Source organism: Virgibacillus dakarensis (genome assembly GCF_900155625.1).
GTDB lineage: Bacteria > Bacillota > Bacilli > Bacillales > Amphibacillaceae > Lentibacillus_C > Lentibacillus_C populi.
Window position 1 is genome coordinate 738,383 of sequence record NZ_LT732553.1, and the last position, 22,903, is coordinate 761,285.

Annotated in this window: 22 protein-coding genes and 1 pseudogene; 19 read left to right on the plus strand and 4 right to left on the minus strand. The window is 40.0% G+C overall.

Annotated features, from left to right (window positions below):
- Window positions 1-146: 146 nt before the first annotated feature.
- The gene (locus tag CZ382_RS03700) at window positions 147-1,733 is read right to left on the minus strand and encodes a peptide chain release factor 3 (protein ID WP_088049876.1); all 1,587 of its coding nucleotides are present in this window, start codon (window positions 1,731-1,733) and stop codon (window positions 147-149) included.
- Window positions 1,734-2,196: 463 nt separating this feature from the next.
- On the opposite strand from CZ382_RS03700, the gene CZ382_RS03705 reads away from it, so the two are divergent.
- The 5 genes from CZ382_RS03705 to CZ382_RS03725 all read left to right on the plus strand — a co-directional run bounded on the left by CZ382_RS03705 (window position 2,197) and on the right by CZ382_RS03725 (window position 6,988).
- A complete protein-coding gene (locus tag CZ382_RS03705; RefSeq protein ID WP_088049877.1) occupies window positions 2,197-2,553 on the plus strand; it encodes a DUF485 domain-containing protein in 357 nt (118 codons plus the stop codon).
- Window positions 2,550-4,082 (plus strand): solute symporter family protein, encoded by a 1,533-nt coding sequence (locus CZ382_RS03710; RefSeq protein ID WP_088049878.1) that lies wholly within the window; start codon window positions 2,550-2,552, stop codon window positions 4,080-4,082. The genes CZ382_RS03705 and CZ382_RS03710 overlap by 4 nt, the downstream gene beginning before the upstream one ends.
- Window positions 4,083-4,506: 424 nt before the next feature.
- Window positions 4,507-5,979, plus strand: coding sequence for a nicotinate phosphoribosyltransferase (locus CZ382_RS03715; protein ID WP_088049879.1), 1,473 nt, complete (start codon window positions 4,507-4,509; stop codon window positions 5,977-5,979).
- Between the two features lie 261 nt (window positions 5,980-6,240).
- On the plus strand, window positions 6,241-6,477 hold the full coding sequence (locus CZ382_RS03720) for a YppG family protein (protein ID WP_088049880.1): 237 nt from the start codon (window positions 6,241-6,243) through the stop codon (window positions 6,475-6,477).
- Between the two features lie 64 nt (window positions 6,478-6,541).
- The gene (locus CZ382_RS03725) at window positions 6,542-6,988 is read left to right on the plus strand and encodes a GNAT family N-acetyltransferase (RefSeq protein WP_088049881.1); all 447 of its coding nucleotides are present in this window, start codon (window positions 6,542-6,544) and stop codon (window positions 6,986-6,988) included.
- Window positions 6,989-7,128: 140 nt separating this feature from the next.
- On the opposite strand, the gene CZ382_RS03730 is transcribed toward CZ382_RS03725, so the two are convergent.
- A complete protein-coding gene (locus CZ382_RS03730; RefSeq protein ID WP_159457756.1) occupies window positions 7,129-7,593 on the minus strand; it encodes an Hsp20/alpha crystallin family protein in 465 nt (154 codons plus the stop codon).
- A gap of 155 nt (window positions 7,594-7,748) precedes the next feature.
- Here CZ382_RS03730 and CZ382_RS03735 point away from each other — a divergent pair, with 155 nt between their 5' ends.
- The 9 genes from CZ382_RS03735 to CZ382_RS03775 all read left to right on the plus strand — a co-directional run bounded on the left by CZ382_RS03735 (window position 7,749) and on the right by CZ382_RS03775 (window position 16,357).
- The gene (locus tag CZ382_RS03735) at window positions 7,749-8,186 is read left to right on the plus strand and encodes a GNAT family N-acetyltransferase (RefSeq protein WP_088049883.1); all 438 of its coding nucleotides are present in this window, start codon (window positions 7,749-7,751) and stop codon (window positions 8,184-8,186) included.
- 226 nt (window positions 8,187-8,412) lie between these two features.
- Window positions 8,413-9,003 carry a diaminobutyrate acetyltransferase gene (ectA, locus tag CZ382_RS03740; protein WP_308778122.1) on the plus strand — a complete coding sequence of 197 codons (591 nt, stop codon included), beginning with the start codon at window positions 8,413-8,415 and terminating at the stop codon, window positions 9,001-9,003.
- A 30-nt stretch (window positions 9,004-9,033) separates the two neighbouring features.
- On the plus strand, window positions 9,034-10,281 hold the full coding sequence (gene ectB / locus CZ382_RS03745) for a diaminobutyrate--2-oxoglutarate transaminase (protein WP_088050969.1): 1,248 nt from the start codon (window positions 9,034-9,036) through the stop codon (window positions 10,279-10,281).
- A gap of 40 nt (window positions 10,282-10,321) precedes the next feature.
- Window positions 10,322-10,708: an ectoine synthase gene (locus tag CZ382_RS03750; protein ID WP_088049884.1), complete on the plus strand. Its 387-nt coding sequence runs from the start codon at window positions 10,322-10,324 to the stop codon at window positions 10,706-10,708.
- A 242-nt stretch (window positions 10,709-10,950) separates the two neighbouring features.
- On the plus strand, window positions 10,951-12,105 hold the full coding sequence (locus CZ382_RS03755) for a betaine/proline/choline family ABC transporter ATP-binding protein (protein WP_088049885.1): 1,155 nt from the start codon (window positions 10,951-10,953) through the stop codon (window positions 12,103-12,105).
- Window positions 12,106-12,118: 13 nt separating this feature from the next.
- On the plus strand, window positions 12,119-12,763 hold the full coding sequence (locus CZ382_RS03760; protein ID WP_088049886.1) for an ABC transporter permease: 645 nt from the start codon (window positions 12,119-12,121) through the stop codon (window positions 12,761-12,763).
- A 36-nt stretch (window positions 12,764-12,799) separates the two neighbouring features.
- Window positions 12,800-13,702: an osmoprotectant ABC transporter substrate-binding protein gene (locus tag CZ382_RS03765; RefSeq protein ID WP_230856123.1), complete on the plus strand. Its 903-nt coding sequence runs from the start codon at window positions 12,800-12,802 to the stop codon at window positions 13,700-13,702.
- Window positions 13,703-14,365: an ABC transporter permease gene (locus CZ382_RS03770; protein WP_088049888.1), complete on the plus strand. Its 663-nt coding sequence runs from the start codon at window positions 13,703-13,705 to the stop codon at window positions 14,363-14,365.
- A gap of 312 nt (window positions 14,366-14,677) precedes the next feature.
- A complete protein-coding gene (locus tag CZ382_RS03775; protein ID WP_235000386.1) occupies window positions 14,678-16,357 on the plus strand; it encodes a CocE/NonD family hydrolase in 1,680 nt (559 codons plus the stop codon).
- Between the two features lie 49 nt (window positions 16,358-16,406).
- Here the strand turns inward: CZ382_RS03775 and CZ382_RS03780 are convergent, their stop codons facing one another.
- Window positions 16,407-16,865, minus strand: a complete 459-nt coding sequence (locus tag CZ382_RS03780; RefSeq protein ID WP_088049890.1) for a hypothetical protein — start codon at window positions 16,863-16,865, stop codon at window positions 16,407-16,409.
- Between the two features lie 6 nt (window positions 16,866-16,871).
- Window positions 16,872-17,660 (minus strand): hypothetical protein, encoded by a 789-nt coding sequence (locus CZ382_RS03785; RefSeq protein WP_088049891.1) that lies wholly within the window; start codon window positions 17,658-17,660, stop codon window positions 16,872-16,874.
- 139 nt (window positions 17,661-17,799) lie between these two features.
- Here CZ382_RS03785 and CZ382_RS03790 point away from each other — a divergent pair, with 139 nt between their 5' ends.
- The 5 genes and pseudogenes from CZ382_RS03790 (at window position 17,800) to CZ382_RS03815 (ending at window position 22,895) form a co-directional block, all read left to right on the plus strand.
- On the plus strand, window positions 17,800-18,348 hold the full coding sequence (locus CZ382_RS03790) for a CBO0543 family protein (RefSeq protein ID WP_088049892.1): 549 nt from the start codon (window positions 17,800-17,802) through the stop codon (window positions 18,346-18,348).
- A 580-nt stretch (window positions 18,349-18,928) separates the two neighbouring features.
- On the plus strand, window positions 18,929-20,098 hold the full coding sequence (locus CZ382_RS03800; RefSeq protein ID WP_088049894.1) for a hypothetical protein: 1,170 nt from the start codon (window positions 18,929-18,931) through the stop codon (window positions 20,096-20,098).
- A 16-nt stretch (window positions 20,099-20,114) separates the two neighbouring features.
- Window positions 20,115-21,353: a metal-dependent hydrolase family protein gene (locus CZ382_RS03805; RefSeq protein ID WP_088049895.1), complete on the plus strand. Its 1,239-nt coding sequence runs from the start codon at window positions 20,115-20,117 to the stop codon at window positions 21,351-21,353.
- A gap of 649 nt (window positions 21,354-22,002) precedes the next feature.
- A pseudogene (locus tag CZ382_RS03810) lies at window positions 22,003-22,121 on the plus strand (DinB family protein); the annotation flags it as partial.
- Between the two features lie 363 nt (window positions 22,122-22,484).
- On the plus strand, window positions 22,485-22,895 hold the full coding sequence (locus CZ382_RS03815; protein WP_088049896.1) for a hypothetical protein: 411 nt from the start codon (window positions 22,485-22,487) through the stop codon (window positions 22,893-22,895).
- Window positions 22,896-22,903: the final 8 nt, after the last annotated feature.

The following is a 22,903-nucleotide window of genomic DNA, read 5'->3' on the forward strand; positions in this document are numbered from 1 at the left end:
CCTAGTTGTTCAAAAATGATGCAAACGTTTTCTATATATTTATTGTAACAGATATGTTGAAAAAAAGACACAAAAAGTTCATATTTTTTCTGGAAAAAGTGCTGGTAAAAATAAATCATGGATGCCATCACGGCATCCATGACTATTTAACGTATTTGTCCGTATCGTTTCGTCTCGAGTAAATCAATCAATTTAATATCAGGGTGCTTCTCCTTGAATAAACGTAAGGAAAAATCGTTTTTGAACAGAACGACGAAATTCCCTTCCCTGTCACGGGTCAGCATGCTTCGCTCGTCAAAAAGCGATTCATCAATCTTGTCTATTGTCAACCATCGCGGAATTCGCTCTCCAATTGATTCAAACATAACTTCTGCATTATACTCGTTTTTCATGCGATACTGGAATACCTCATATTGCAGCTCACCGACTGCACCTAAGATATTGGCATCTGTTCGATGTCCTTTATATAGTTGAATTGCCCCTTCTTGTACAAGCTGTTCAATTCCTTTTTTAAATTGTTTGGACTTCATGACGTTTTTTGCTGTAACCTTTTTAAATAGTTCTGGTGGGAATTGCGGTAGTTCATCATATTCGAAATTCCCTTTTCCTTCGATTAATGTATCACCAATTCGATAGGCATTTGGATCGTAAATACCAATAATGTCCCCGGCATACGCTTCCTCGACCGTATCTCTTGAAGATGCCACGAATTGTTGTGACTGGGAGAGCTTAATCGGTTTATCTGTTCTCGAAAGCTTCACCGTCATACCACGCTCAAATTTACCGGAGCATACCCGTAAAAACGCAACTCGATCACGATGGGCAGGATTCATGTTTGCTTGAATTTTAAAAATAAATCCGGAAAAATCTGAGTTATCAGGTGAAATAGCTCCGTTGGTTGATTTTCTTGGTGTAGGAGCTGGTGCCATTGAAATAAAGGTATTAAAGAATGTATGCACCCCAAACGGCGCCAGGGCACTGCCAAAAAATACCGGTGTTTGCTTTCCTGCCAGGATGTCATCCAATGAAAACGTATCTCCGGCTTCATCTAATAAGGAGAGCTCCTCCGCTGCTGTTTGATAGGATTCCTGGGACAGTAATTCCCGATAAGCAGGATTTTCCAACTCGGCGAATGGAATATATGTCTCTTCCTCATTCCCGTTAAATTGCACAAATTGTTTGTTCTTACGGTCAAAAATACCTAAAAATCGCTTCCCCATTCCTACTGGCCAGTTCATTGGATACGTGGCAATATCCAAGACCTGCTCAATTTCCTCCAAAAGCGCAAACGGTTCTTTTCCTTCCCGGTCCAATTTATTGATAAACGTAAAAATGGGAATGCCGCGCATTCGGCAGACTTTAAATAGTTTAATCGTTTGTGCTTCAATACCTTTTGTCGCATCAATAATCATTACTACACTGTCAACAGCAGTCAGTGTCCTGTACGTATCTTCACTGAAATCCTCATGACCTGGCGTATCCAAAATGTTGACTTCATAACCTTCATACGGAAAATTCATTACACTGGAGGTAATTGAAATACCGCGCTGCTTTTCTAATTCCATCCAGTCAGATGTAGCAAATTTACCCGATTTCTTGCCTTTTACTGTCCCGGCTGATCGAATTAAATTACCATACAACAGCAATTTCTCGGTTAATGTTGTTTTTCCAGCATCAGGGTGCGAAATAATCGCAAAGGTTCTACGTTTATTTACTTCTTCATACAGACTCATAAAAAATCCCTTCCATATCATATTTCGTTTATTTGCTTGTCATTGTCTGCTTAACGGGGATTTTTTACATCGGAATGATTCTCCTTCTACATAATTTTATCGCACCTTTTATCATATTCAACTTCAGATTTGAAGTCAATGCGTGCCCTTGATTGAGAAAATATTATGAAATAAAATAAGATTATTTAAAATTAATTACTTTCTAACAGGAAAATTAACCTCCGTATCGAATATTATAATATAGAGAGCTAGAAAGGTACTTTTAAACTATTGAAGTGTAACCACTAACACATTAATCAAGACTATTCGGACATTGGATTGAACCATTGAGGCAAAATTGTCATTCAATTTTTAAGAAATATTTATACTCTTACGTAAGCGTTTTCGACGAAGGGAGGGACGAACAGTAGCTGAAAAGAGAGAACTTGGGTGCAAACACTAGAAAAAATTTAGGAGGATGCGTATGGATGCAGAAAAGAAAATTCAAGCAAATGAAGGTGAAAATAATGCGATTGATTATGTCCGTGTAGCAAACAGCAGTCGATTTAAGACGTTAATGCAGGAAAGAAAAAAGTTCATCGTGCCGTTAACCGTCTTTTTTCTGTTATTTTATTTTTTACTTCCTGTTTTAACATCCTATACAACATTTCTTAATACCCCAGTGATTGGTGATATTTCCTGGGTATGGCTGTTTGCGTTTGCCCAATTTATTATGACATGGGTTTTATGTACAGTTTATGTAAAAAAGGCTGCCTCCTTCGACCGGCAAGCAGAGGAAATAATTAGTGAAGAGCTTAAAAAGGGAGGAAAAGCCTCATGAATATGACTGTCGTTGTTCTATTTCTGTTAATTGTAATAATAACACTGGTTATTACCTACTATGCAGCTAAACGGACGCAAACAACCGGTGACTTCTATACGGCAGGCGGGGGATTAACTGGCTTCCAAAATGGGATTGCTATTGCCGGAGACTATTTATCGGCAGCATCCTTTCTTGGAATTGCTGGTGCAATCGCCTTATTTGGATTTGATGGTTTCTTTTACAGTATTGGATTTCTGATTGCTTACTTGGTCGTTTTATTTTTGGTTGCGGAACCACTTCGAAATCTCGGTAAATATACACTTGCTGATATGATTAATTCCCGTTTTGACGCGAAGAAGGTTAGAGGGACAGCTGCGCTAAGCACGATTACAATCAGTATTTTTTATATGATTGCACAGCTTGTTGGTGCAGGTGCCCTTATCCAGCTGCTGTTTGGCTTGGACTATTGGCTTGCGGTATTAATCGTTGGTGTCATGATGACGATTTATGTCTTATTCGGCGGTATGATCGCGACAAGCTGGGTGCAGATTGTCAAAGCTGTCTTGTTAATGGCTGGCATGATCATTATTTCTTTCCTCGTTTTATTAAAATTCAATTTTAATCTTGGGGAGATGTTCAGTGAGGTAAAAACCGTGACAAGCCATGGGGCGGATTACCTGAAACCTGGATTAAAGTACAAAGAGGGGCTGGGGACGATATCACTAATGATCGCCTTGGTGTTTGGAACTTCCGGCTTACCGCATATTTTAATGCGCTTCTTCACCGTGAAGGATGCCAAGACGGCTAGAAGTTCCGTTATCACGGCAACATGGACAATCGGTATATTTTACATACTGACATTATTTCTTGGGTTTGGTGCAGCGGCTTTCGTTGGAGAGAAGAATATTCTTGCGGCAAATCCGGGTGGAAATATGGCGGCACCATTATTGGCGGAAGCGTTAGGCGGGGAAATCTTATTTGCTTTCATTTCTGCGGTTGCATTTGCTACCATTTTAGCGGTTGTGGCTGGCCTTGTTCTATCAGGTGCTTCGGCATTCGCTCATGATCTATACGGTCAAATTTTTAAAAAGGGAAAAGCATCAGATAAGGAACAAATGATGGCAGCACGCTATGCGGCGCTTGCTGTTTCCGTGCTTGCAATTATTCTTGCCTTGTTTGCACAGAACTTAAATGTAGCGTTCCTCGTTTCACTTGCATTCTGTATCGCCGCAAGCGCAAATTTGCCTGTTATACTTTATACTGTGTACTGGAAAAAATTTAATACGGCAGGAGCGATTACCGCAATGCTGTCGGGACTGCTATCGGCATTAATTCTTGTTTCTGTGAGTCCAAGTGTTTTCTCGCCGGTCGAGGGTGCAGCATTATTTGTTGGCGAACCGATTTTCCCACTGGCCAACCCAGCATTAGTTTCTGTGCCATTAGGTTTTCTTGGCGGGTATCTTGGTACGATCTTATCAAAGGAAACGAATGCAAAACGATATGCCGAAGTGAAGGTGAAAGCAAATACGGGATATCGGGAAACGTAAGATTTAATTGGCTCGTTCGAAGTATGATCCTGGGCATTAGCCTGGGGTTTTCTTTTTGCCCGAGGAGATACGGGAATTGGGTTTGGCCGTGCTACTGTGAACTTTGTCGTAAATATTGTGAATTTCAACATTAGTAATTGTAAACTTCAGCATAAATCATGTGAACTTCAGCAGATAACACATGAAGTACAGCGTGACGACGGATGTTTGGATTACGGCAACATATTATATGATTTTAGTGAGCAATAGTGGTAATATCTATACCATAGTTCAATTAATTTTGGTGAAAAGGGTAATATAAGTGAAAAAGCACACGTGATAAAAGCGTGTATTGGATGGTTTTAGGTAGCCCTTTGGCACAAGCAGCATTCTTGCGCTTGACGGAAAAATTTGTAAATGTATCACCATTATCGGAGGTTTGAGTATGACTTTTACGGATGACAGCTTAGCTCTACATACTGATTTATATCAAATTAATATGGCAAAAACATATTGGGATGATCATATCCATAATCGCCGCGCCGTATTCGATTTATATTTTCGGAAATTACCATTTGGGAATGGATATGGTGTATTCGCAGGGCTCGAGCGAATTATCGACTACATTAAAAATTTCCGGTTCAGTGAGTCAGATTTGGCATACTTGCAGGAGGAGTTAGCTTATGATGCTGATTTCATCGGATATTTAAAACAGGTTCGTTTTAGTGGCAATATCAAGTCGTTAAGGGAAGGGGAAATTGTTTTTGGAAATGAACCTATTTTACGGGTAGAGGCAAATTTGGCAGAAGCTCAATTGGTAGAGAGTGCATTGCTTAACATTGTCAATTACCAAACATTGATTGCAACAAAAGCATCGAGGATGAAGCAAATTGTCGAAGATCAGCTAGTGATGGAGTTTGGAACGAGGCGTGCACATGAATTAGATGCAGCCATATGGGGAACGCGCGCAGCGTTTATTGGTGGGTTTGAGGCAACAAGTAATGTCAGGGCAGGGAAAATATTTGGTATCCCAGTAGCTGGAACCCATGCACATTCCATGATTCAGGCATACAGGGATGAATACACAGCATTTAAAAAATATGCGGCAAGCCATAAGAATTGCGTTTTTTTGGTGGACACATACGACACGCTGAAATCCGGGGTACCAAATGCGATTAAAGTTGCCAAAGAATTAGGTGATTCCATCAATTTCTTAGGTATTCGTCTGGATAGTGGTGACTTGGCTTACTTATCAAAAGGTGCCCGCAAAATGCTTGACGAAGCAGGCTTTCCTAATGCCAAAATTTATGCTTCCAACGATTTGGATGAGTCCACTATCATGAGCTTGCAGGCACAAGGAGCAAAAATCGATGTCTGGGGAATCGGTACAAAACTGATTACGGCTTTTGACCAGCCAGCATTGGGTGCGGTGTACAAACTGGTTGCAATCGAAGACGAGAATGGTGAGATGGTTGATACGATTAAAATATCCGGTAATCCAGAAAAGGTAACAACACCGGGAATGAAGAAACTGTACCGGATTGTGAATACGATAAATAGTCATGCGGAGGGAGATTATATTACATTGGACGATGAAGCACCTGAAGAGGAGAAACGTTTAAAGATGTTTCATCCGGTTCATACCTATATAAGCAAATTTGTGACCAATTTCAGAGCGGTTAATTTGCATGAGGATATTTTCCGGGGTGGTAAATTAATCTATGAAAATCCGAGTATTTTTGACATGCAGGACTATGCGAAGCAGCAATTGAAGCTGTTATGGGAGGAATTTAAACGGACAACCAATCCGGAAGAATATGCAGTTGACCTGAGCCAGCGGACATGGGACAACAAAATGGAGAACATCCGGGAAGTGCGGGAAAAGGTTAAGCAGATGGAACAACCGGAGAAGGAATGAATATACTTTGCTATGAGTTGCAAGGAAATGGCCGCATTATACTAGAGTATAGTGAATGAGAAAAAATGTTTGCAGAAGCGATGAATCTATTTGGTTTATCGCTTTTTATTGATGGCACTATCCAGTGAATGCATTATGTTAGAAGACGGTTTATTATTATTTTTTCCAAAATAATAATCTGCACATCCAGGACAGTTATCTTTCCATAACCCCCCGCTTTTGAATAACATACAACAGACATCTTTTACAGGAGGTGCTTGTATGTTTCCTGGCAGACCAAGACGACCAGTTCCGCCACCATCACCGTTTGGATTTGGGCCTGGACCAATGCAGCGACAGCAGATGCAAAACCGGCCTGGACTATTGTCGATGTTCCAGACACCTGATGGGAATTTTGACTTTGAAAAAATTTCATCGACAGCCAAACAGGTAAATGATATTTATCGTCAAGTAAGTCCTATGATTAGTCCGATGGTTTCCAAGTTTTTCAATCGTTAAGATCGGTTCTACAGCGGCAGATAAATATCTGCCCTGTTTAGAAGCGGGAAAAGGATGTGAAATGATGCCAATTCGCCAAGCCGGAAAAAAAGAACTGCAGTTTATTATGCAGCACGCCGAAGATGTAATGAAAGATTCCGTTACCGGTAATGTAAAAACTTCACGGGAAAAAGCGCTGCAAAATGTTTCTCAATTATTATCCAACGGCGGAACTTATCTCGTCCAGATGGAAAACAGTGCAGTACAGGGCTGGATCGGTGTTGGTCGAAATTTTGATTTTTATAATGATGAAATGGTCGGTTTTATTTCGGAGGTTTATGTACTACCTAAATTCCGTAACCATGGAATAGCAGAGCGATTATGCAAAGCAGCGTTTAAACGGTTAGAAGAACAAGGATTCAAAAGTGTTCAATTACAGATGTTTTCCGGCAACCCTGCTAAACGACTTTATGAAAGACTGGGCTTCCAGGATGTTTCTGTGCTAATGAGAAAGAAGCTGGACCATGGTTAATTTGTAAAATAAACATGTACATTTTTAGTAAAAGCCGGGTTCGACTGACTAGAAGGACCCGGCTTTTAGGCATGCATCAAACTACGCAAAGCTGGTTCACCGGAAAAATCGACCGATTCACTTTCCTAACCCCCACATCGTTACCGTTTTTCTTTAGGATCGTTTATATCAATAAACTTTCTGCTTTCATTCTTTTTGGGGATCGTTATTTTGAGGATGCCATTGTTTAATGCGGCTTTTGTGTCTTTTTCGGAAACGGTAAATGGCAGTGTGATCAGACGTTCTGCTCTTTGAAAGGAATGTTCTTTGTTATAGAACATACTTTTATCATTTTTTTCTTCATAGGTAGAAGTGTCCTCGGCCGTAATTCGTAATTGATTGCCGATGATCTCCAACTGAATCTGATCCCGTTTATACCCAGGTAATTCCGCTTCAACGATGACATTGGATTTCGTTTCACGCATGTTAACTCTAATCGATCGTTTGTTAATAAATGAGTTGAAGTGATTAAGGGAATCATTAAAAAACGAATCGATTTGATCCAGTAAATGATTGAATTGCGGCCGTTCAAATCTTCTTGGCTGATTATCTTTTTTCTCACTCAATTTTTGATTCACCTCGCTCATACCAAAATTACACTAATAAAGTATGCTAAAATAGGATAAGTGTAGTGGGCAGCAGCACATCATTGTCACCCCGCGAATTTTGCCAAAAAATATATACTTAGAGACTAATCAACAGAACAGGAAGGAGTTTTTGTATGGACACATTGACAATAAGAGAACTTCAAACAAGAGAAGAAATAATAGAGGCATTCCCAATTATGAACCAGCTGCGAACACATCTCGATAAACATACATACCTTGACCTGGTTGTGGATGCCCAGAAAAATGACAATTATAAACTAGTTGCTTTATTTAATGACCAGAAAATCGTTGCAGTTACTGGATTTAAACCAATGATAACCCTCTATTATGGCAGGTTTGTCTGGGTCTGTGATTTGGTTACAGATACTAGCAAGCGGTCGAATGGTTATGGTGAAAAACTGCTTTCATTCGTTCAAGAGTGGGCAAAAGAGCATCATTATACAAGTGTTGCGCTGTCGTCAGGATTACAGCGTAAAGCTGCCCATCGGTTTTATGAGAAAAAAATGGGCTATGATAAAGTCAGTTATGTATTTAAAACTATATTTTCATAACGTTAATAAAATGACTGTGCCGCAAAATTTACGAATGGCGCAGTTTTTTATTGCTTTAATTTGTCAAGTGATTAAAATTCCGATTATTCCATACTATTTTACAGCTATTTATAAGCATTGTTCATTAAACACGCTTCATCGTTACTGATCGTGTTTAACTGCGGTATATCACGTTTAATGCCTTTTGACGAACAAATGGCAGTCGTATAAGCTATGAAACGTACCATTGTTTTTGAAAAATCAATCCGGAGGTGAAAGCATTATTAAAAGTGGAACGAAGGAATTGGTGAAACCAACAGAACTGACTAAGGAATTTCATTTTCGTAAGCCCACGAAAGACGATGGGGCTGCTGTTTGGGAGCTAGTTAAACATACTGGTGTTTTGGATCTCAACTCATCATACAGTTATCTTATGTGGTGTGAAATTTTTTCGGAAACATCCATTGTAGTGGAAAAACAAGGTGATATTGTCGGATTTATATCCGGGTTTATCCATCCGAAAACACCGGATAGTCTATTTATCTGGCAAGTGGCTGTACATGAATCTGTAAGAGGCAATGGACTGGGAACACGGATGCTGTTCCAGCTGCTCGAACGGGAGTACTGTACCGATGTTCGCTATGTGGAAGCAACCGTATCACCATCAAACATACCATCACAGCATTTGTTTTTAGGTCTTGCAAAAAAGCTTGATACGAAATATTCCATTTCTAATTATTTTGTGTCAATAGACTTTCCACGAACGGGACACGAAAATGAGCTATTGTACAAGATTGGGCCGTTCGAAGAGAAAAAATTAATGAAAAGGATGATGTAATTGACAACGGCAGTACTAACCGATACGAAAATGAAAACGTTTGAAGAATTGGAATCAACAGTTAGAAGCTACAGTCGTAGCTGGCCGACTATTTTCACCAAGGCCAAAGGATATAAGCTGTGGGACATCGATGACAAAGAGTATATTGATTTTTTTGCAGGGGCAGGGGCGTTGAATTATGGCCATAACGATGCTGCCATGCAGGAAAAATTGATTGACTATATTCGAAACGACGGAATCATTCATAGTCTTGATATGGGTACAACCCCACGACAAGAATTTTTGCAGCGTTTCAAAGAAGTAATCCTTACCCCTCGCGAACTGGATTACAAGGTTATGTTTCCCGGACCAACTGGAACCAATACCGTTGAAAGCGCATTGAAGATTGCCAGAAAGGTAACTGAACGCGATACTGTCATCAGTTTTACCAATGCATTCCACGGTATGACGATCGGTTCGCTTTCCGTAACAGGAAATTCATTTAAACGCCATGGTGCCGGAATTCCGCTTCATCATACTGTGTCGATGCCATTCGATGAGTATGTAGAAGATCAGGATTCGATCCGCTATTTGGAACGATTTTTAGAAGATAGCGGCAGTGGTGTCGCACTGCCGGCAGCAATTATTTTAGAAACCGTTCAAGGGGAAGGTGGCATTAATGCTGCTCGTATGGAATGGTTGAAAAAGATTGAGAACATCTGCCGCCGCTGGGATATTCTGCTGATCGTTGACGATGTGCAGGCAGGATGCGGCAGAACCGGAACTTTCTTCAGCTTTGAACCTGCAGGTATTGTTCCAGACATTATCTGCTTGTCAAAGTCAATTGGCGGAATTGGCCTGCCAATGGCGATTACGCTTATTAGACATGAGTATGACAAATGGGGACCGGGAGAACACAACGGAACATTCCGCGGTAACAACCTTGCCTTTCTGGCGGCAACAGAAGCACTAACCTATTGGGAAACAGATGAATTCAGTATAGCCATCCAAGAAAAAGCAAGCCTTCTACACAACGCAATCAAAACAATTATCCAAAAATACCCGGAACTTGGCGGAGAAGCCCGTGGCAGGGGATTAATGCAAGGGATCGCAGTGGAGAACACTGACAATCTTTCCGGCAAAATTTGTGCGGAGGCATTTAAACGCGGCTTAATTGTGGAAACCTCAGGGCCCAATGACGAGGTTGTCAAATTTTTACCCCCACTCATTATTGATGAAGCAGGATTAAAAAAAGGGTTAATGATTCTGGAAGAAAGCATTAACCACGTTTTAGATTAATATACTGGCAGCAGATTAACGATAGAGAGGAGATATGCAAATGATCGTAAAATCATTGGAAGATATCATCGGAACAGAGGATGAAACATCTGGAGAAAACTGGACAAGTCGCCGGTTTTTATTGAAAAAGGATAATGTCGGTTTTAGCATGAATGATACACTGATTAAAGCAGGGACAGAAAATTATTTTTGGTACAAAAACCATATTGAGGCTGTTTACTGTATTGAAGGAGAAGGGGAAATTGAAAAAGTAGAAACTGGTGATATTTACCAGTTGAAACCAGGTACTATGTATATTTTGAATGATCATGACAAGCATCTTCTCAGAGCCAGAACTGAAATGCGCATGGTTTGTGTATTTAACCCACCGCTTGTCGGCAAAGAAACACATAACGAGGAAGGTTACTATCCACTATTAACTGAATAGTGTTTTCCAATAAAAAACAGGCATCAGCATTTGCTGGTGCCTGTTTTTTATTGGGAATAAACGTATTCCAAAAACAAATCATGCCCTAAAATCAAGAAAACCGAAGAAAAACCTAGATATACAGTTTATAAAGTTTATAAAATAAAAATTACACGTATTTTCTAAAGTTTACGGATTGAATTTTTTTCATTATACTTAAACAGGATATTTCGACAAAAATTAACACGGAGGTGTTTGGTACTTTGCTAGAATTTAAAAATGTAACGAAAAATTATGGCAGGGATAAACCTGCTGTTAACAAATTAAATCTTAAAATTGAAAAGGGAGAATTTGTTTGTTTTATCGGACCAAGTGGATGTGGAAAGACTACGACGATGAAAATGGTCAACCGATTAATTGATATTACGGAAGGGACAATATTGGTAGACGGTAAAGATATTAATGATCAGGATCCCGTTGAATTACGCCGTTCGATTGGCTATGTTATTCAGCAAATCGGGCTGATGCCACATATGACGATAAAAGAGAATATTGTTCTGGTTGGGACACTTTTAAAATGGTCGAAGGAGAAAAAAGATGAACGTGCAAGGGAATTGCTCAAATTAGTAGATTTACCTGAGGAGTATTTGGAAAAATATCCACATGAATTGAGTGGTGGACAACAGCAGCGAATTGGTGTACTAAGGGCACTTGCTGTCAATCCGCCGTTAATATTAATGGACGAGCCATTTGGTGCACTTGACCCAATTACCCGCGACTCATTACAGGATGAATTTAAAAAGCTGCAAAAGGAATTGGATAAAACGATTGTATTCGTTACACATGACATGGATGAAGCATTGAAATTGGCGGATCGTGTTGTCATTATGCGAGATGGGGAAATCGTTCAGGTGGATACCCCGGATGAAATTCTGCGCCATCCCGCCAACGATTTTGTGGAAGAATTTCTTGGTAAAGAACGATTGATTCAAGGCCGTCCTGATGTGACAACCGTCGGACAGATTATGGAGACATCCCCAGTTACTGTTCAGGTAGGTGAATCCCTTAAATCGGCCATTTCTACGATGCGTGATAAACATGTCGATTCCTTGCTTGTAATAGATTCCGAGCATGTCTTAAAAGGCTATATTGATATTGAAATTATTAATCTGGCATACAAAAAAGCGGATAAAGTGGAAGAAGCAATGGAGACAGAATTTCTGTTCGTTTCTAAAGACAGTCTGTTAAGGGATACAGTTTATAAAATCCTGCGGCGAGGCGTAAAATACGTGCCTGTCGTTGATAAGGAACATCGGGTTGTAGGCATCGTAACGAGAGCAACGCTAGCAACCCTCGTCTACGATACGATCTGGGGAGATGGATTTGACATAGAGGAAACTACTGCATCGGCAGAATAGGAGGTAGAAAAATATGGCTGAATTTTTATCATTGCATGGCAGTGAGCTCGTTATTAAGACATGGGAACATTTATATATTTCATTAGCTGCAATTTTGTTAGGTGTCATTGTTGCGGTTCCCCTTGGGGTCCTGTTTTCCCGGATTCCTAAAATAGCTGATCGGCTTATATCATTCATTGGCATCCTGCAGACTATACCAAGTCTTGCTATTCTCGCATTCTTTATTCCCATAATGGGGGTTGGTAAATTACCTGCTATCATTGCCCTGTTCTTTTATTCCTTGCTGCCGATATTGCGGAATACGTATATTGGTGTCCGCGGCGTTGATAGTGGAGTGCGTGAAGCTGGAAAAGGGATGGGCATGAGTAACTGGCAATCGATTTCTAAAATCGAACTTCCATTGGCACTTCCAGTAATTATGGCAGGAATTCGGTTATCAACTGTCTATCTGATCGGATGGGCGACCCTTGCTGCTTTCATTGGCGGTGGGGGACTCGGAGATTTTATTTTTGATGGATTGAATCTTTATCAGCCTGCATTAATTGTTGCTGGAACGGTTCCGGCAACGATCCTTGCTTTAATTGCAGACAGGCTGCTTGCACTTCTCGAGAGGAAGTTGACACCGAGCGGATTTAAAGAAACATATCAAACTACGTAAATGGAGGTGACCTACGTGAATAAAACGATTATCAAAATGATTAGTACAGTAATGGTATTGCTGGTATCAGGGTGTTCACTTCCTGGCCTTGCCAGTACAACGAAACATACGATTACAATCGGCACACTTGGGACATCAGAATCCGAAATCCTTGGGGAAGTTTTATCGATTATGATTGAACGGGAAACCGATCTGGATACAGAACTTGTCACGCATCTTGGTTCATCGATCGTTCAGCATCAAGGCATGACAAGAGGAGATCTTGATATCACATCTACACGTTATACAGGAACGGATATTTCAGGTGCATTAGGAATGGATCCGATCACAGATCCGGAAAAAGCGATGAAAATAGTGAAACGGGAATTTCCGAAGCGCTTTGACCAAGCATGGACGGATTCGTATGGATTTGAAAATAGCTATTCAGTAGCTGTTACAAAGGAATTTGCCGAAGAAAACGATATTAAGACTATTTCCGACTTGGCACCTTATGCGGATGAATTACGTTTTGGTGTTGATAATGCTTGGATCAATCGGAAAGGGGACGGCTATGAAGGATTTAAAGAAACCTACTTTCCATTTAATGAAGTGTATCCGATGAACATTGGCCTTGTTTATCAGGCTGCTGCCAGTGGTCATATGGATGTTGTTTTAGCGTATTCATCTGATGGCCGAATCCAAGAGTTTGATTTAAAAGTGCTGGAAGATGATAAGCAGTTCTTTCCGCCTTATGATGCATCACCTGTTATTCAAAATGATATTTTAGAAAAATATCCGGAAATAAAAGATATTACAAAACGGTTGGCTGGAACGATTTCCACTGAGAAGATGCAGGAATTGAACTATAAAGCAGATGTGAAATTAATGAATCCAAGGAAAGTAGCAAAAGAATTCCTGGAAGAGAACGATTATTTTGAAGCAGAAGGGGAGGGAAAGTAAATGGAAACATGGGATCAGCTTATCACGTTTGTCGGTAATAACTCGGGGTATATCTGGGAGCAATTTTACCGGCATTTTCTGATGGCTGCATATGGTGTATTCTTTGCAGCTTTATTTTCGATACCGCTAGGCATTTTGATTGCTAGATATAGTAAACTAAGCAGCTGGGTACTTGCTTTTGGCAGTATTATTCAGACAATCCCTGCCTTGGGTGCACTGGCAGTAATTATGATTGTGATGGGACTTGGTACGAATACAGTTATCGTGACTTTGATGCTTTATTCTATACTGCCAATTACACAAAATACGTATGTCGGGATGAAAGAGGTAGACAAAACAGTAATAGAAGCTGGGTTTGCTTCAGGCATGACACGTTTTCAACTGCTTCGAATGGTTGAATTGCCACTGGCCATTAGTGTTATTATGGCGGGACTTAGAACTGCTCTTGTAGTAGGAATCGGAATTGCTGCAATTGGCGCATTTGTTGGAGCTGGTGGACTTGGTGCGATTATTTTACGTGGGACAAATGCCACGGATGGAACGGCAATTATTCTTGCAGGTGCCATTCCTACTGCGCTAATGGCGATTGTTGCAGATCTGCTTATGGGATGGATTGAACGTAAGCTGCACCCTGTTAAATCATCCAAACCACAAACAACCTAATATAGAATGTTCAAAAAGTCCGGTAAAACGACACATCGGGATAGGGGATCTTCGACTAAGTACCAACAAGTTCTGTGTCGAACGTCGAAGTCACCACACCCTGTGAAGCTCGTTGGCTTGTTTCTGTACTGCTGGAATCTATGCGCCTCGAACTTCAACGCACAGGACGTGCTAGTGTCGGTGTGGCAACAGGACGCCTGAGACTTTAGCCGACCTCGGCCTTTTTTATCCTCCTTTTGATAACAACTTAGTATGTAAATGCAGCACTTGGTAGTTTTAAGTGCTGCATTTACAGGAAAGGGGCTTAATGTTGTGAATGAAAAAATGATTGTAGAGGAAAATGTTCCGTGCGAATTAAGAGACGGTACAATTTTGCGTTCCGATATATACCGTCCGAATGAAGGTGGGTACTATCCTGTTTTAATGTTGCGACTACCTTATGATAAAAAGACAAAGCGTTATTACGATGAATATGTGGAAGTACCACGGATGGTTGCAGCAGGATATATTGTTATTTTACAAGATGTTCGTGGCCGCTTTGCATCGGATGGGGAATTTTATCCGTTTATCCATGAAAGAAACGATGGCTATGATGCAGTAGAATGGGCGGCAAAATTACCATATGCCAACGGGAAAGTCGGACTGTTCGGTATGTCGTATCACGGTTATACACAATTAGCCGCAGCGGTGGAGAAGCCGCCTTCTTTGAAAGCCATCGCTCCTGTTATGACAATGGCAGATCCTTGGCAAGATTTGTTGAGCGGATATGAAGCTGCAAGCAGTTCAGCCAATTTGCAAACATGGACACTTGGCTCTATCATATTCGATCAGTTAAAACGGCGTAATGATCCGAGAGCAGCTAAGGCTCCGGAATATATCAACAAACTTACTGAATGGCTTTACGAAAAACCAGCCAAAGACTGGACGCCGATGAAAGATCTTGATCCGGATTCATTTTATTTTGATGTTATCAATGAAAAGCTTGCTTCTGACCATATCGCAAAAATGCAAGTGAAGGAGAAGTTAGCTGATATAGAAATTCCAGCCTTATTTATGGGTGGCTGGTTTGATTCATTACTCGGTTCGACATTAGAAGCATATCAAATATATCATGGACCGAGAATGCTGTGGATCGGGCCCTGGACACACGAGCAAATGACTGGTCAGGCTGGTGATAAATATTTTGCTAATGCTAAAACAAACATCGGTGTTGATAAGCTGGAAGACCCAACGGAGATTCATATTAACTGGTTTGACAAATGGTTAAAGGATAAACCATTGTCAATGGAAAAACCGGTTCATCTTTACCTTATGCAACAGAAGAGATGGGAGGCTTATGTAGAATGGTCACCGGTTTCTCGTAAAAAAGAACTGTATCTCGCTAGTAATGGAAATGCGCAAACACGTAATGGGGATGGGAAATTGCTTGATACTCCGGAAGCTTCGGAAACGAAATGTCAATTGTGTTTAGATCCCGGTAAACCCGTGCCAACACGGGGTGGTGGTGTTTTAATTGCTGGACATAATTCAGGCATGTTTCAGATTGGGGATATCCAGGACAGAGAGGATGTACTTGTTTACAATTATCCATTCCAAGAAAAAGATATCCATATTTTAGGTACCGTTAAAGCAAGTATCTGGGTTTCTGCTTTTTCACCGCTTCTTGATCTTGCTGTCCGTTTGTCAGATGTTGAGCCAACTGGAGATGTTTATAACATTATCGACACATTCTACCGCCAAAAGGTGACAGAGCTAGACATGCCATTTTGTGTGGAATTGGTGATCGGGCATACGGCATACACAATAAAGAAGGGACATCAATTGCGCCTTGATATAACGGCAAGTAATGCCCCCCTTTATGATGTTAACCTGAATAATGGGCAAACAACCAGAACAGCATCGTCGGGAAATCCGCAGTTTCAACAGGTCTATCAAGGTGGAAATCTTCCATCAAAAATTACATTGCCACTTTCGACTAATGTTGGGGTGTAACAATCTCGGGACATATACCGAAACGGGTTCCATTGGTTGGGACCCACCTCTATTTTATTTTTGCGACACCTAATGCAAAGTGATTCCACAGAATTTCTTCAACAAGTTCACTCTGTGTTTCTTCACAATCAATAATGAGTATAACTTCAGAATGCTTTCCGATTAGAACCCGTTTTCGTTTCTCAACAAAAAATACAATAAATAATTTTATCGCAAATCCAAGGGCAAATCCGGTAAAAGCACTGATTAAACCCCAGAATATCGGCCCCCACGCCAACTTAAAACCGATGCTTATCCCTACTACGGAGAAAGCTGTTGCAAGTGCCACTCCTATATCAATTAATGAAATTCCATCCGCTCGATGAATGCTATCAAACACTCGGCGTTTTTCCGTTCGGTTGTCAAGGGGAACCGCAAAGATATTTTCCTTATGGATACCTTTTTGCTCTAATTGAGAAAGAGCCAGTTCCAGAAAAATGTTACTTTCGAAGGTTGCATACAGCTGCATGATTGATCACTTCACTTTTTTCCCTTTTAAAAGCGTAAACTTAGAATGCTGATAATTTTTTTGTAAAAAATCACGTTGTTCTTTTTCAAAAAGCTTATTATTTTCAACGGTATTCATATACGAATCAAAGAGCGAAAACCCGTAAACAGATGGCAAGAACAGGAGCCATTCGGGTTTTACTAAAGAGGTAGCTTTATCAATCTCACCTAGAAACAAAAAAGGGATAGCCTCCAGTATATGGGAAAAGTAGAAAAAGATTATCGTCCAAATGATAACATAGAAAGCAACTCCTATTCGATGAATATAGAGCTGTCCCAACCCAGGTACACAAAGGGACCAGACAACTGCAAGCAAGGGATTCCTTTTATCTAAATAGTTAATCTCCAACGCCCCTATGCTAAAAGTATTAAAACGATGATTTTCACGGTCGGCGAGGATGAAAACCTTGTTCATGTCAACCGTTGTTCGGTAACTATCCCAAATGGCAAATAAATATACCGGCATGTACAACAGAAGCCAGCGCGTATCCAATACTTGTATTACTTTTTCAATATCACCTTGAAAAGAATAAATGATACCTAAATTTATATTTGCATTCAGATTTACGATAACTTCCCAAATGAATAACACAAATCCACGAATATACTTTGATAAAAGCAGATGACCAAATCCGGGAAATGCTGCACTCCACCAGGCAATAATATAAGGATTTCTTAGGTGGATTTGCGTTGTGCCAAATATACTTACATGTGCTATATATCGTCTCGCGGTATTGTCGTTTGTATAATTATCCATCTAGAAAACTCCGATTTACTAATTTATCCATAGGGTTGCCCGAAAAGGGGAGTTTATTCTGATAGAAGTGTTATGTATATATATTGCCGAAAAACAAATTATACATATAATGCATTTCAGTTGAAGGTGTTGACCAGAAATGATGTTTGCAATTGTTGATGAAATGATTAAAACGCAGGAAAAGTTTGCTGAGTTAAAAAAACTTTACTTTTTTGAACATGTGATTTTCTCATATCAGTGGTGGTTTTTGATTTTTGTAACGGTATTTGTGTGGATAGTTTGGGCAATATTAGTTGACAAAAAAAACTTGAATCGCATTCTGCTTGTAGGCTTATTTACCAGTTTAACCGCAGTTGTTTTGGATGACATCGGGCTTTCGCTAGTATTTTGGTTCTATCCCTATCAGATTGCCTTTTTCACAAACCAATTGTATTCCGTTGATATTGCCATCATTCCAGTGTTTTATATGCTTTTATACCAATACAGAACAACGTGGGTATCGTACTTGCTGACACTTGTGCTGTTGCTTTTATTTGCGGTTATAGTAGCCGAGCCACTATTCGCAAAAATGGACATATACATGTTAATCCGATGGGAGCATTTATATTCCATCCCTTTTTATATGTTGATAGGCATCTTTGTTAAGTGGCTGGTTGACAGGCTGGTTAAAAATAATGATACTTTTTAAAAGGACATTTCTGGAATGACAACTGGGAACCTTGGAAAAGAGAAGGGCGAAAAAATATAGTATTTCAAGGCCGTCCTACTGTCCTATTATTTCAGGGGCGCAATCAAAAAGGATTTGCTCGATGCAGATCCTTTTTTGGTTCAGAAGGATATTCAAAAAGACTATCCTTTTATTCTGTGTGTTGCAGTTCGATTAGCACGTTACAATGTTAAAGAGTTTGATGGTGCTTTTTACGGAATTCCAATTACGGCCGCTGGAATCGTGATGATTCTTAGTTCATTATTGGTGCCATATTTACCAGTTATATTTTTTTGCGGTTCTAACGTCGCTATTAATGGTTCTCATGGTCAGTAATATACGTATTACAAAATTTTTTATTTGTAATTTATTCCATTCCCATCAAAGAAGTATCCTCACTGGTAATCGCTTTCTTTATTGTTAGAACAATAATGTTGAAATCTTAATTTAATTTTGTCGTTCAACTATTCAATTAATTTTATTTAAATGTCAAAAAAGTTTGTAGACAAACAATTTTCAATGTGATATATTATCAAACATTATAGAAAAAGGAGGGACTAATATGTTAAATAATCCGATAATTGCTACAGTTATGATCTTCTCTCTAATCGCACTAGGTGAGTGGCTATCCATTATTTCCAGAGCCAGGATTCCAATGCTGTTAACCGCGATGGTTGGGTTTTTAGTTTGTGTCTGGACAGGCATCTTCCCTGATGACATTCTCGAAAAATCACAATTTCCTGCTTTGGGCGCCATTCTTATTGGTCCCGCTATTTTGCATATGGGTACGATGATTCCCTTTTCTCTACTGAAACAACAAATAAAAGCGGTTGGGATTGCTTTAGGGGGCATTATTGTTTCGGGGATATTAATTTTGGGAATTATTCCATTCATTTTTGATTATCCAACTGCAGTTGCTGGAGTTGGGCCGATTAATGGAGGAATTATTGCGGTAATTATTACGTCTGAAAAATTGACGGAAATCGGCCTGCAGTCGCTAATCATTATCCCAGCATTAGTTGTCGCTTTTCAGGGGGTATTTGGGATGCCATTGGCGATGAATTTTATGCGGAAATATGCATTGCGCATTCAGGGTGAAATGGATCATGGGACATTTGTTTCGATGGCTGATGAAGCTGCGGCGACTACAGAGCCCGCGGAAACGAAAAAGTCAAGTCCGATAAAATCCAGTATGACACTTAAATTATTCATTGTTTTTGTTGGAGCAGCGATCGGTGTTGCGCTTGGGGAAATAACACCGATACATTACAGTTTGTGGTGCCTGGTATTTGGGATTATTGGTCACACACTTGGATTCTTTGAAGCGAAATCACTTGAAAAGGCAAATTCGTTTACGATTGTGATGATTGGTATCATTTTTGTTGTAATCGGTCAAATGGCAGGAGTAACACCATCAGAAGTACTGGATAATTTGCCTGAGATCATTTTAATCCTAGTGATCGGTACATTCGGAATAGCCCTTGGTGGATATATTACATCAAAATTGTTCAAATGGCATCCATATAAAGGCATGCCTGTCGCATTAACAGCGCTTTTTGGTTTCCCTGGTGACTATCTTCTCTGTGAAGAAGTTGCAAGAAGTGTATCCAGAAATAAACAAGAGGAAAAGCAGATTTTTGATGAATTATTGGCACCGATGCTTGTTGGTGGTTTTACCACGGTTACCGTCGCGTCGGTTGTGATAGCAGGTATACTAGTTCAAACATTGTAGAGGGAGAGACTGTGAAATGAAACAACTTATAAAAAATGGATTGCTAATTGATGGAAATGGCGGAGAGGTAAAGAAGGATCATGTAGTAGTTGTTGATGGGGAGAAAATTACTTATGCAGGACCGGAAAAGGCTTATGCCGCTACTGGTGAAGAAACAATAATTGACGCCCAGGGTGGAACTATTCTACCAGGGTTAATAGATTCACATGTGCATATGATGATGGAATATCAGCCGGTCGCTGAAAAACTGGCAACACCGTTTTCCTTCATGTACTATAAGGCGGCTGAATATTTGAAGGCAACACTTCATGCCGGAATCACTTCGGTTCGTGATGCCCTGGGAACGGATCTAGGGGTGAAAAAAGCAGTTGAAGAGGGACTAATCCCCGGACCTCGATTGCAATTAAGTATTAATGCCTTGACGATTACAGGTGGACATGGAGATGGCTATACTGTTTCTGGCAATGTAATGGATATTTTGCCATCCGACTTTCCAGGGATGCCAAATGGAAAATGTGATGGTGTTGAGGAAGTTCGCAAAAAAACACGCGAAATGCTACGTGCTGGTGCCGAAGTGATTAAAGTCCATGCGACAGGCGGTGTGTTAAGTGCAACAGACCATCCGGAATTCACGCAATTTTCGTTGGAAGAATTAAAAACAATTGTCGAGGAAGGCCGTTTTCGTAAAGGGGTAAAAGTAATGGCTCATGCGCAAGGTGCTGAGGGAATTAAAAATGCAGTAAAAGCAGGCGTTCATTCGATTGAACATGGTATTTTTATCGATGAAGAGGCAATTGAATTAATGCTTGAAAATGGCACCTATTTAGTACCGACCTTACTTGCGCCGGTTGCCGTGCTGGAAACGGCTGAACAAGTTGGAATGCCGTCAACTGCTGTGCAAAAGTCCAAGGAAGTTATTGAACAACACAAGGAAAGCTTCACAAAGGCTTATAAAGCAGGAGTGAAAATTGCAATGGGCACCGATGCTGGTGTGATGAAGCATGGCACAAATTTACGGGAGCTTGGCTTAATGGCCAATGGTGGTATGACCCCAATGGAAACAATTGTTGCTTCAACAAAGACAGCAGCAGAATGTCTAGGCTGGGATGATAAACTTGGTACGATCGAACAAGGAAAATTAGCAGACATTATCGTCGTAAAAGGGAACCCATTGGAAGATATTGATTCACTAGCCAATAACGACACTATCCAAATTGTCATGAAAAACGGTAAAATCGAAAAAACCCTCTTTTAGTTAACCATACTATAATAATAGTGGACTCTATGTTTAATATAACATGGATTATCCACTATTATTTTTTATTTTATACTCGTTTTATGTACGATTTCTATTTAGTATTAATTGTATAATATAAGATAAGATATTTCTTTATTCTGCTAATATATTTAAAAGGAGGAACGAAAAATGAAGGTTCAAGAAGTATTATTAGAGAACCAGTCAAAACGCTACATACTTTTAGATTATGCTGGCTTACCGCTTACCTGTTCTTCCTGTAATAAAAGATTTCTTATATCATGTAAACAAAGATAAGCCCTCTATTCGAAATATACTAAAAATAAAGGAATCTGGTAAAATATGAAAGACACTTACGAAAGAACAGGTACTACAAGCCGACTTGTTCATTTAGAAGATACTGAAAAAATTAAAACCTTACTTCATTCTTTCCAACTTGATCAAAAACAGAAAGAAAAGGTCAATGAACTGCGAAAACAATGCAAAAATACTGTAATCTGATTTTAGAATTGCAAATTTACTTCATTAGATACATAGGATTGAATGAATTGGATTAGTTGGAACGCCGTATGAGATGAAAGTTTCAAGTACGGTGTGAACGAAGGGAAAAGGGAGCGATAACGTCAACCCCTTACCTATACGGAGAGGTATGCGCCATATCATTGCTCACGAAATACATCATATAGGTCAGTTATCTATATGGTCTCGTGAATTAGGAAAAAACCTGTGACTGCGAATTTGATTAGAAGAGGATTGTTTGACAATTAGATAGCCCTTGCCAATTTCATTAAAGGGCGCGTTTGTATAATGAGGTCAATCGGAATTTATTTTCTGGTTGGCCATTTTTAATGGTTTAACAGAGGAAGCCTGAGGGGAACGAACGGGCTAGTGGGACTACAATTGATCCCATCCACAAAAATGTTTTCCCTCTACTAAAGGGGTAAAAGGTAGCATCCGTAGATTTTGCTGCCATTTTTCCTTAAAAAGTCATTTTTAATAACATGAATCCATCCGAAAAACCTTCTAAAAAAATGATATTTATCATTTCAAAGAAGTGATATACATAACTACCGGCCCCGTCGGCTTTTCGATATACTTTTAATACAATAAATCAAGGAGGCACAAGTAATAATGAAAAAAGGTTTATTAGTCGGTTTATATGTGGGAGTTATTTCAGGAGCTGCCGGTGTTGCCACGGCTTACCTGTTAGGTGCTGTAACAGGCCTGTGGTTCTCCCAGTTAAATTGGATCTCCATTGCGGTTGCTTCGATCATCGCAAATATCGCCGGGGCAATGATTTTCGTAAAGTGGTTTCAAAAAACTGCAAGACCTTCAGTCTATTATGTTCTGCTGACCGGAGGTGTCACTCTGTTGTCGTCGCTCAATGTTTTGGCCAATCCTCCGGCAGATAAATTCGGAGTTATTGCACAGCCGGTCCATGTGGTGGTCTTCTTACTTTCGATCTGGTTGGTTCCGATGTGGCTGAAACGCGGGAAACAAGCCCAAATTTCCGGAACCCCGATAACAAATAATAAAGGTTAGGGTCACTG

Excerpts from the sequence above, each read along its gene's own strand:
- CZ382_RS03700 (WP_088049876.1), bottom strand. The coding sequence starts at position 1,733 with ATGAGTCTGTATGAAGAAGTAAATAAACGTAGAACCTTTGCGATTATT.
- CZ382_RS03705 (WP_088049877.1), top strand. The coding sequence starts at position 2,197 with ATGGATGCAGAAAAGAAAATTCAAGCAAATGAAGGTGAAAATAATGCG.
- CZ382_RS03710 (WP_088049878.1), top strand. The coding sequence starts at position 2,550 with ATGAATATGACTGTCGTTGTTCTATTTCTGTTAATTGTAATAATAACA.
- CZ382_RS03715 (WP_088049879.1), top strand. The coding sequence starts at position 4,507 with ATGACTTTTACGGATGACAGCTTAGCTCTACATACTGATTTATATCAA.
- CZ382_RS03720 (WP_088049880.1), top strand. The coding sequence starts at position 6,241 with ATGTTTCCTGGCAGACCAAGACGACCAGTTCCGCCACCATCACCGTTT.
- CZ382_RS03725 (WP_088049881.1), top strand. The coding sequence starts at position 6,542 with ATGCCAATTCGCCAAGCCGGAAAAAAAGAACTGCAGTTTATTATGCAG.
- CZ382_RS03735 (WP_088049883.1), top strand. The coding sequence starts at position 7,749 with ATGGACACATTGACAATAAGAGAACTTCAAACAAGAGAAGAAATAATA.
- ectB (WP_088050969.1), top strand. The coding sequence starts at position 9,034 with ATGAAAACGTTTGAAGAATTGGAATCAACAGTTAGAAGCTACAGTCGT.
- CZ382_RS03750 (WP_088049884.1), top strand. The coding sequence starts at position 10,322 with ATGATCGTAAAATCATTGGAAGATATCATCGGAACAGAGGATGAAACA.
- CZ382_RS03760 (WP_088049886.1), top strand. The coding sequence starts at position 12,119 with ATGGCTGAATTTTTATCATTGCATGGCAGTGAGCTCGTTATTAAGACA.
- CZ382_RS03765 (WP_230856123.1), top strand. The coding sequence starts at position 12,800 with ATGATTAGTACAGTAATGGTATTGCTGGTATCAGGGTGTTCACTTCCT.
- CZ382_RS03770 (WP_088049888.1), top strand. The coding sequence starts at position 13,703 with ATGGAAACATGGGATCAGCTTATCACGTTTGTCGGTAATAACTCGGGG.
- CZ382_RS03780 (WP_088049890.1), bottom strand. The coding sequence starts at position 16,865 with ATGCAGCTGTATGCAACCTTCGAAAGTAACATTTTTCTGGAACTGGCT.
- CZ382_RS03785 (WP_088049891.1), bottom strand. The coding sequence starts at position 17,660 with ATGGATAATTATACAAACGACAATACCGCGAGACGATATATAGCACAT.
- CZ382_RS03790 (WP_088049892.1), top strand. The coding sequence starts at position 17,800 with ATGATGTTTGCAATTGTTGATGAAATGATTAAAACGCAGGAAAAGTTT.
- CZ382_RS03800 (WP_088049894.1), top strand. The coding sequence starts at position 18,929 with ATGTTAAATAATCCGATAATTGCTACAGTTATGATCTTCTCTCTAATC.
- CZ382_RS03805 (WP_088049895.1), top strand. The coding sequence starts at position 20,115 with ATGAAACAACTTATAAAAAATGGATTGCTAATTGATGGAAATGGCGGA.
- CZ382_RS03815 (WP_088049896.1), top strand. The coding sequence starts at position 22,485 with ATGAAAAAAGGTTTATTAGTCGGTTTATATGTGGGAGTTATTTCAGGA.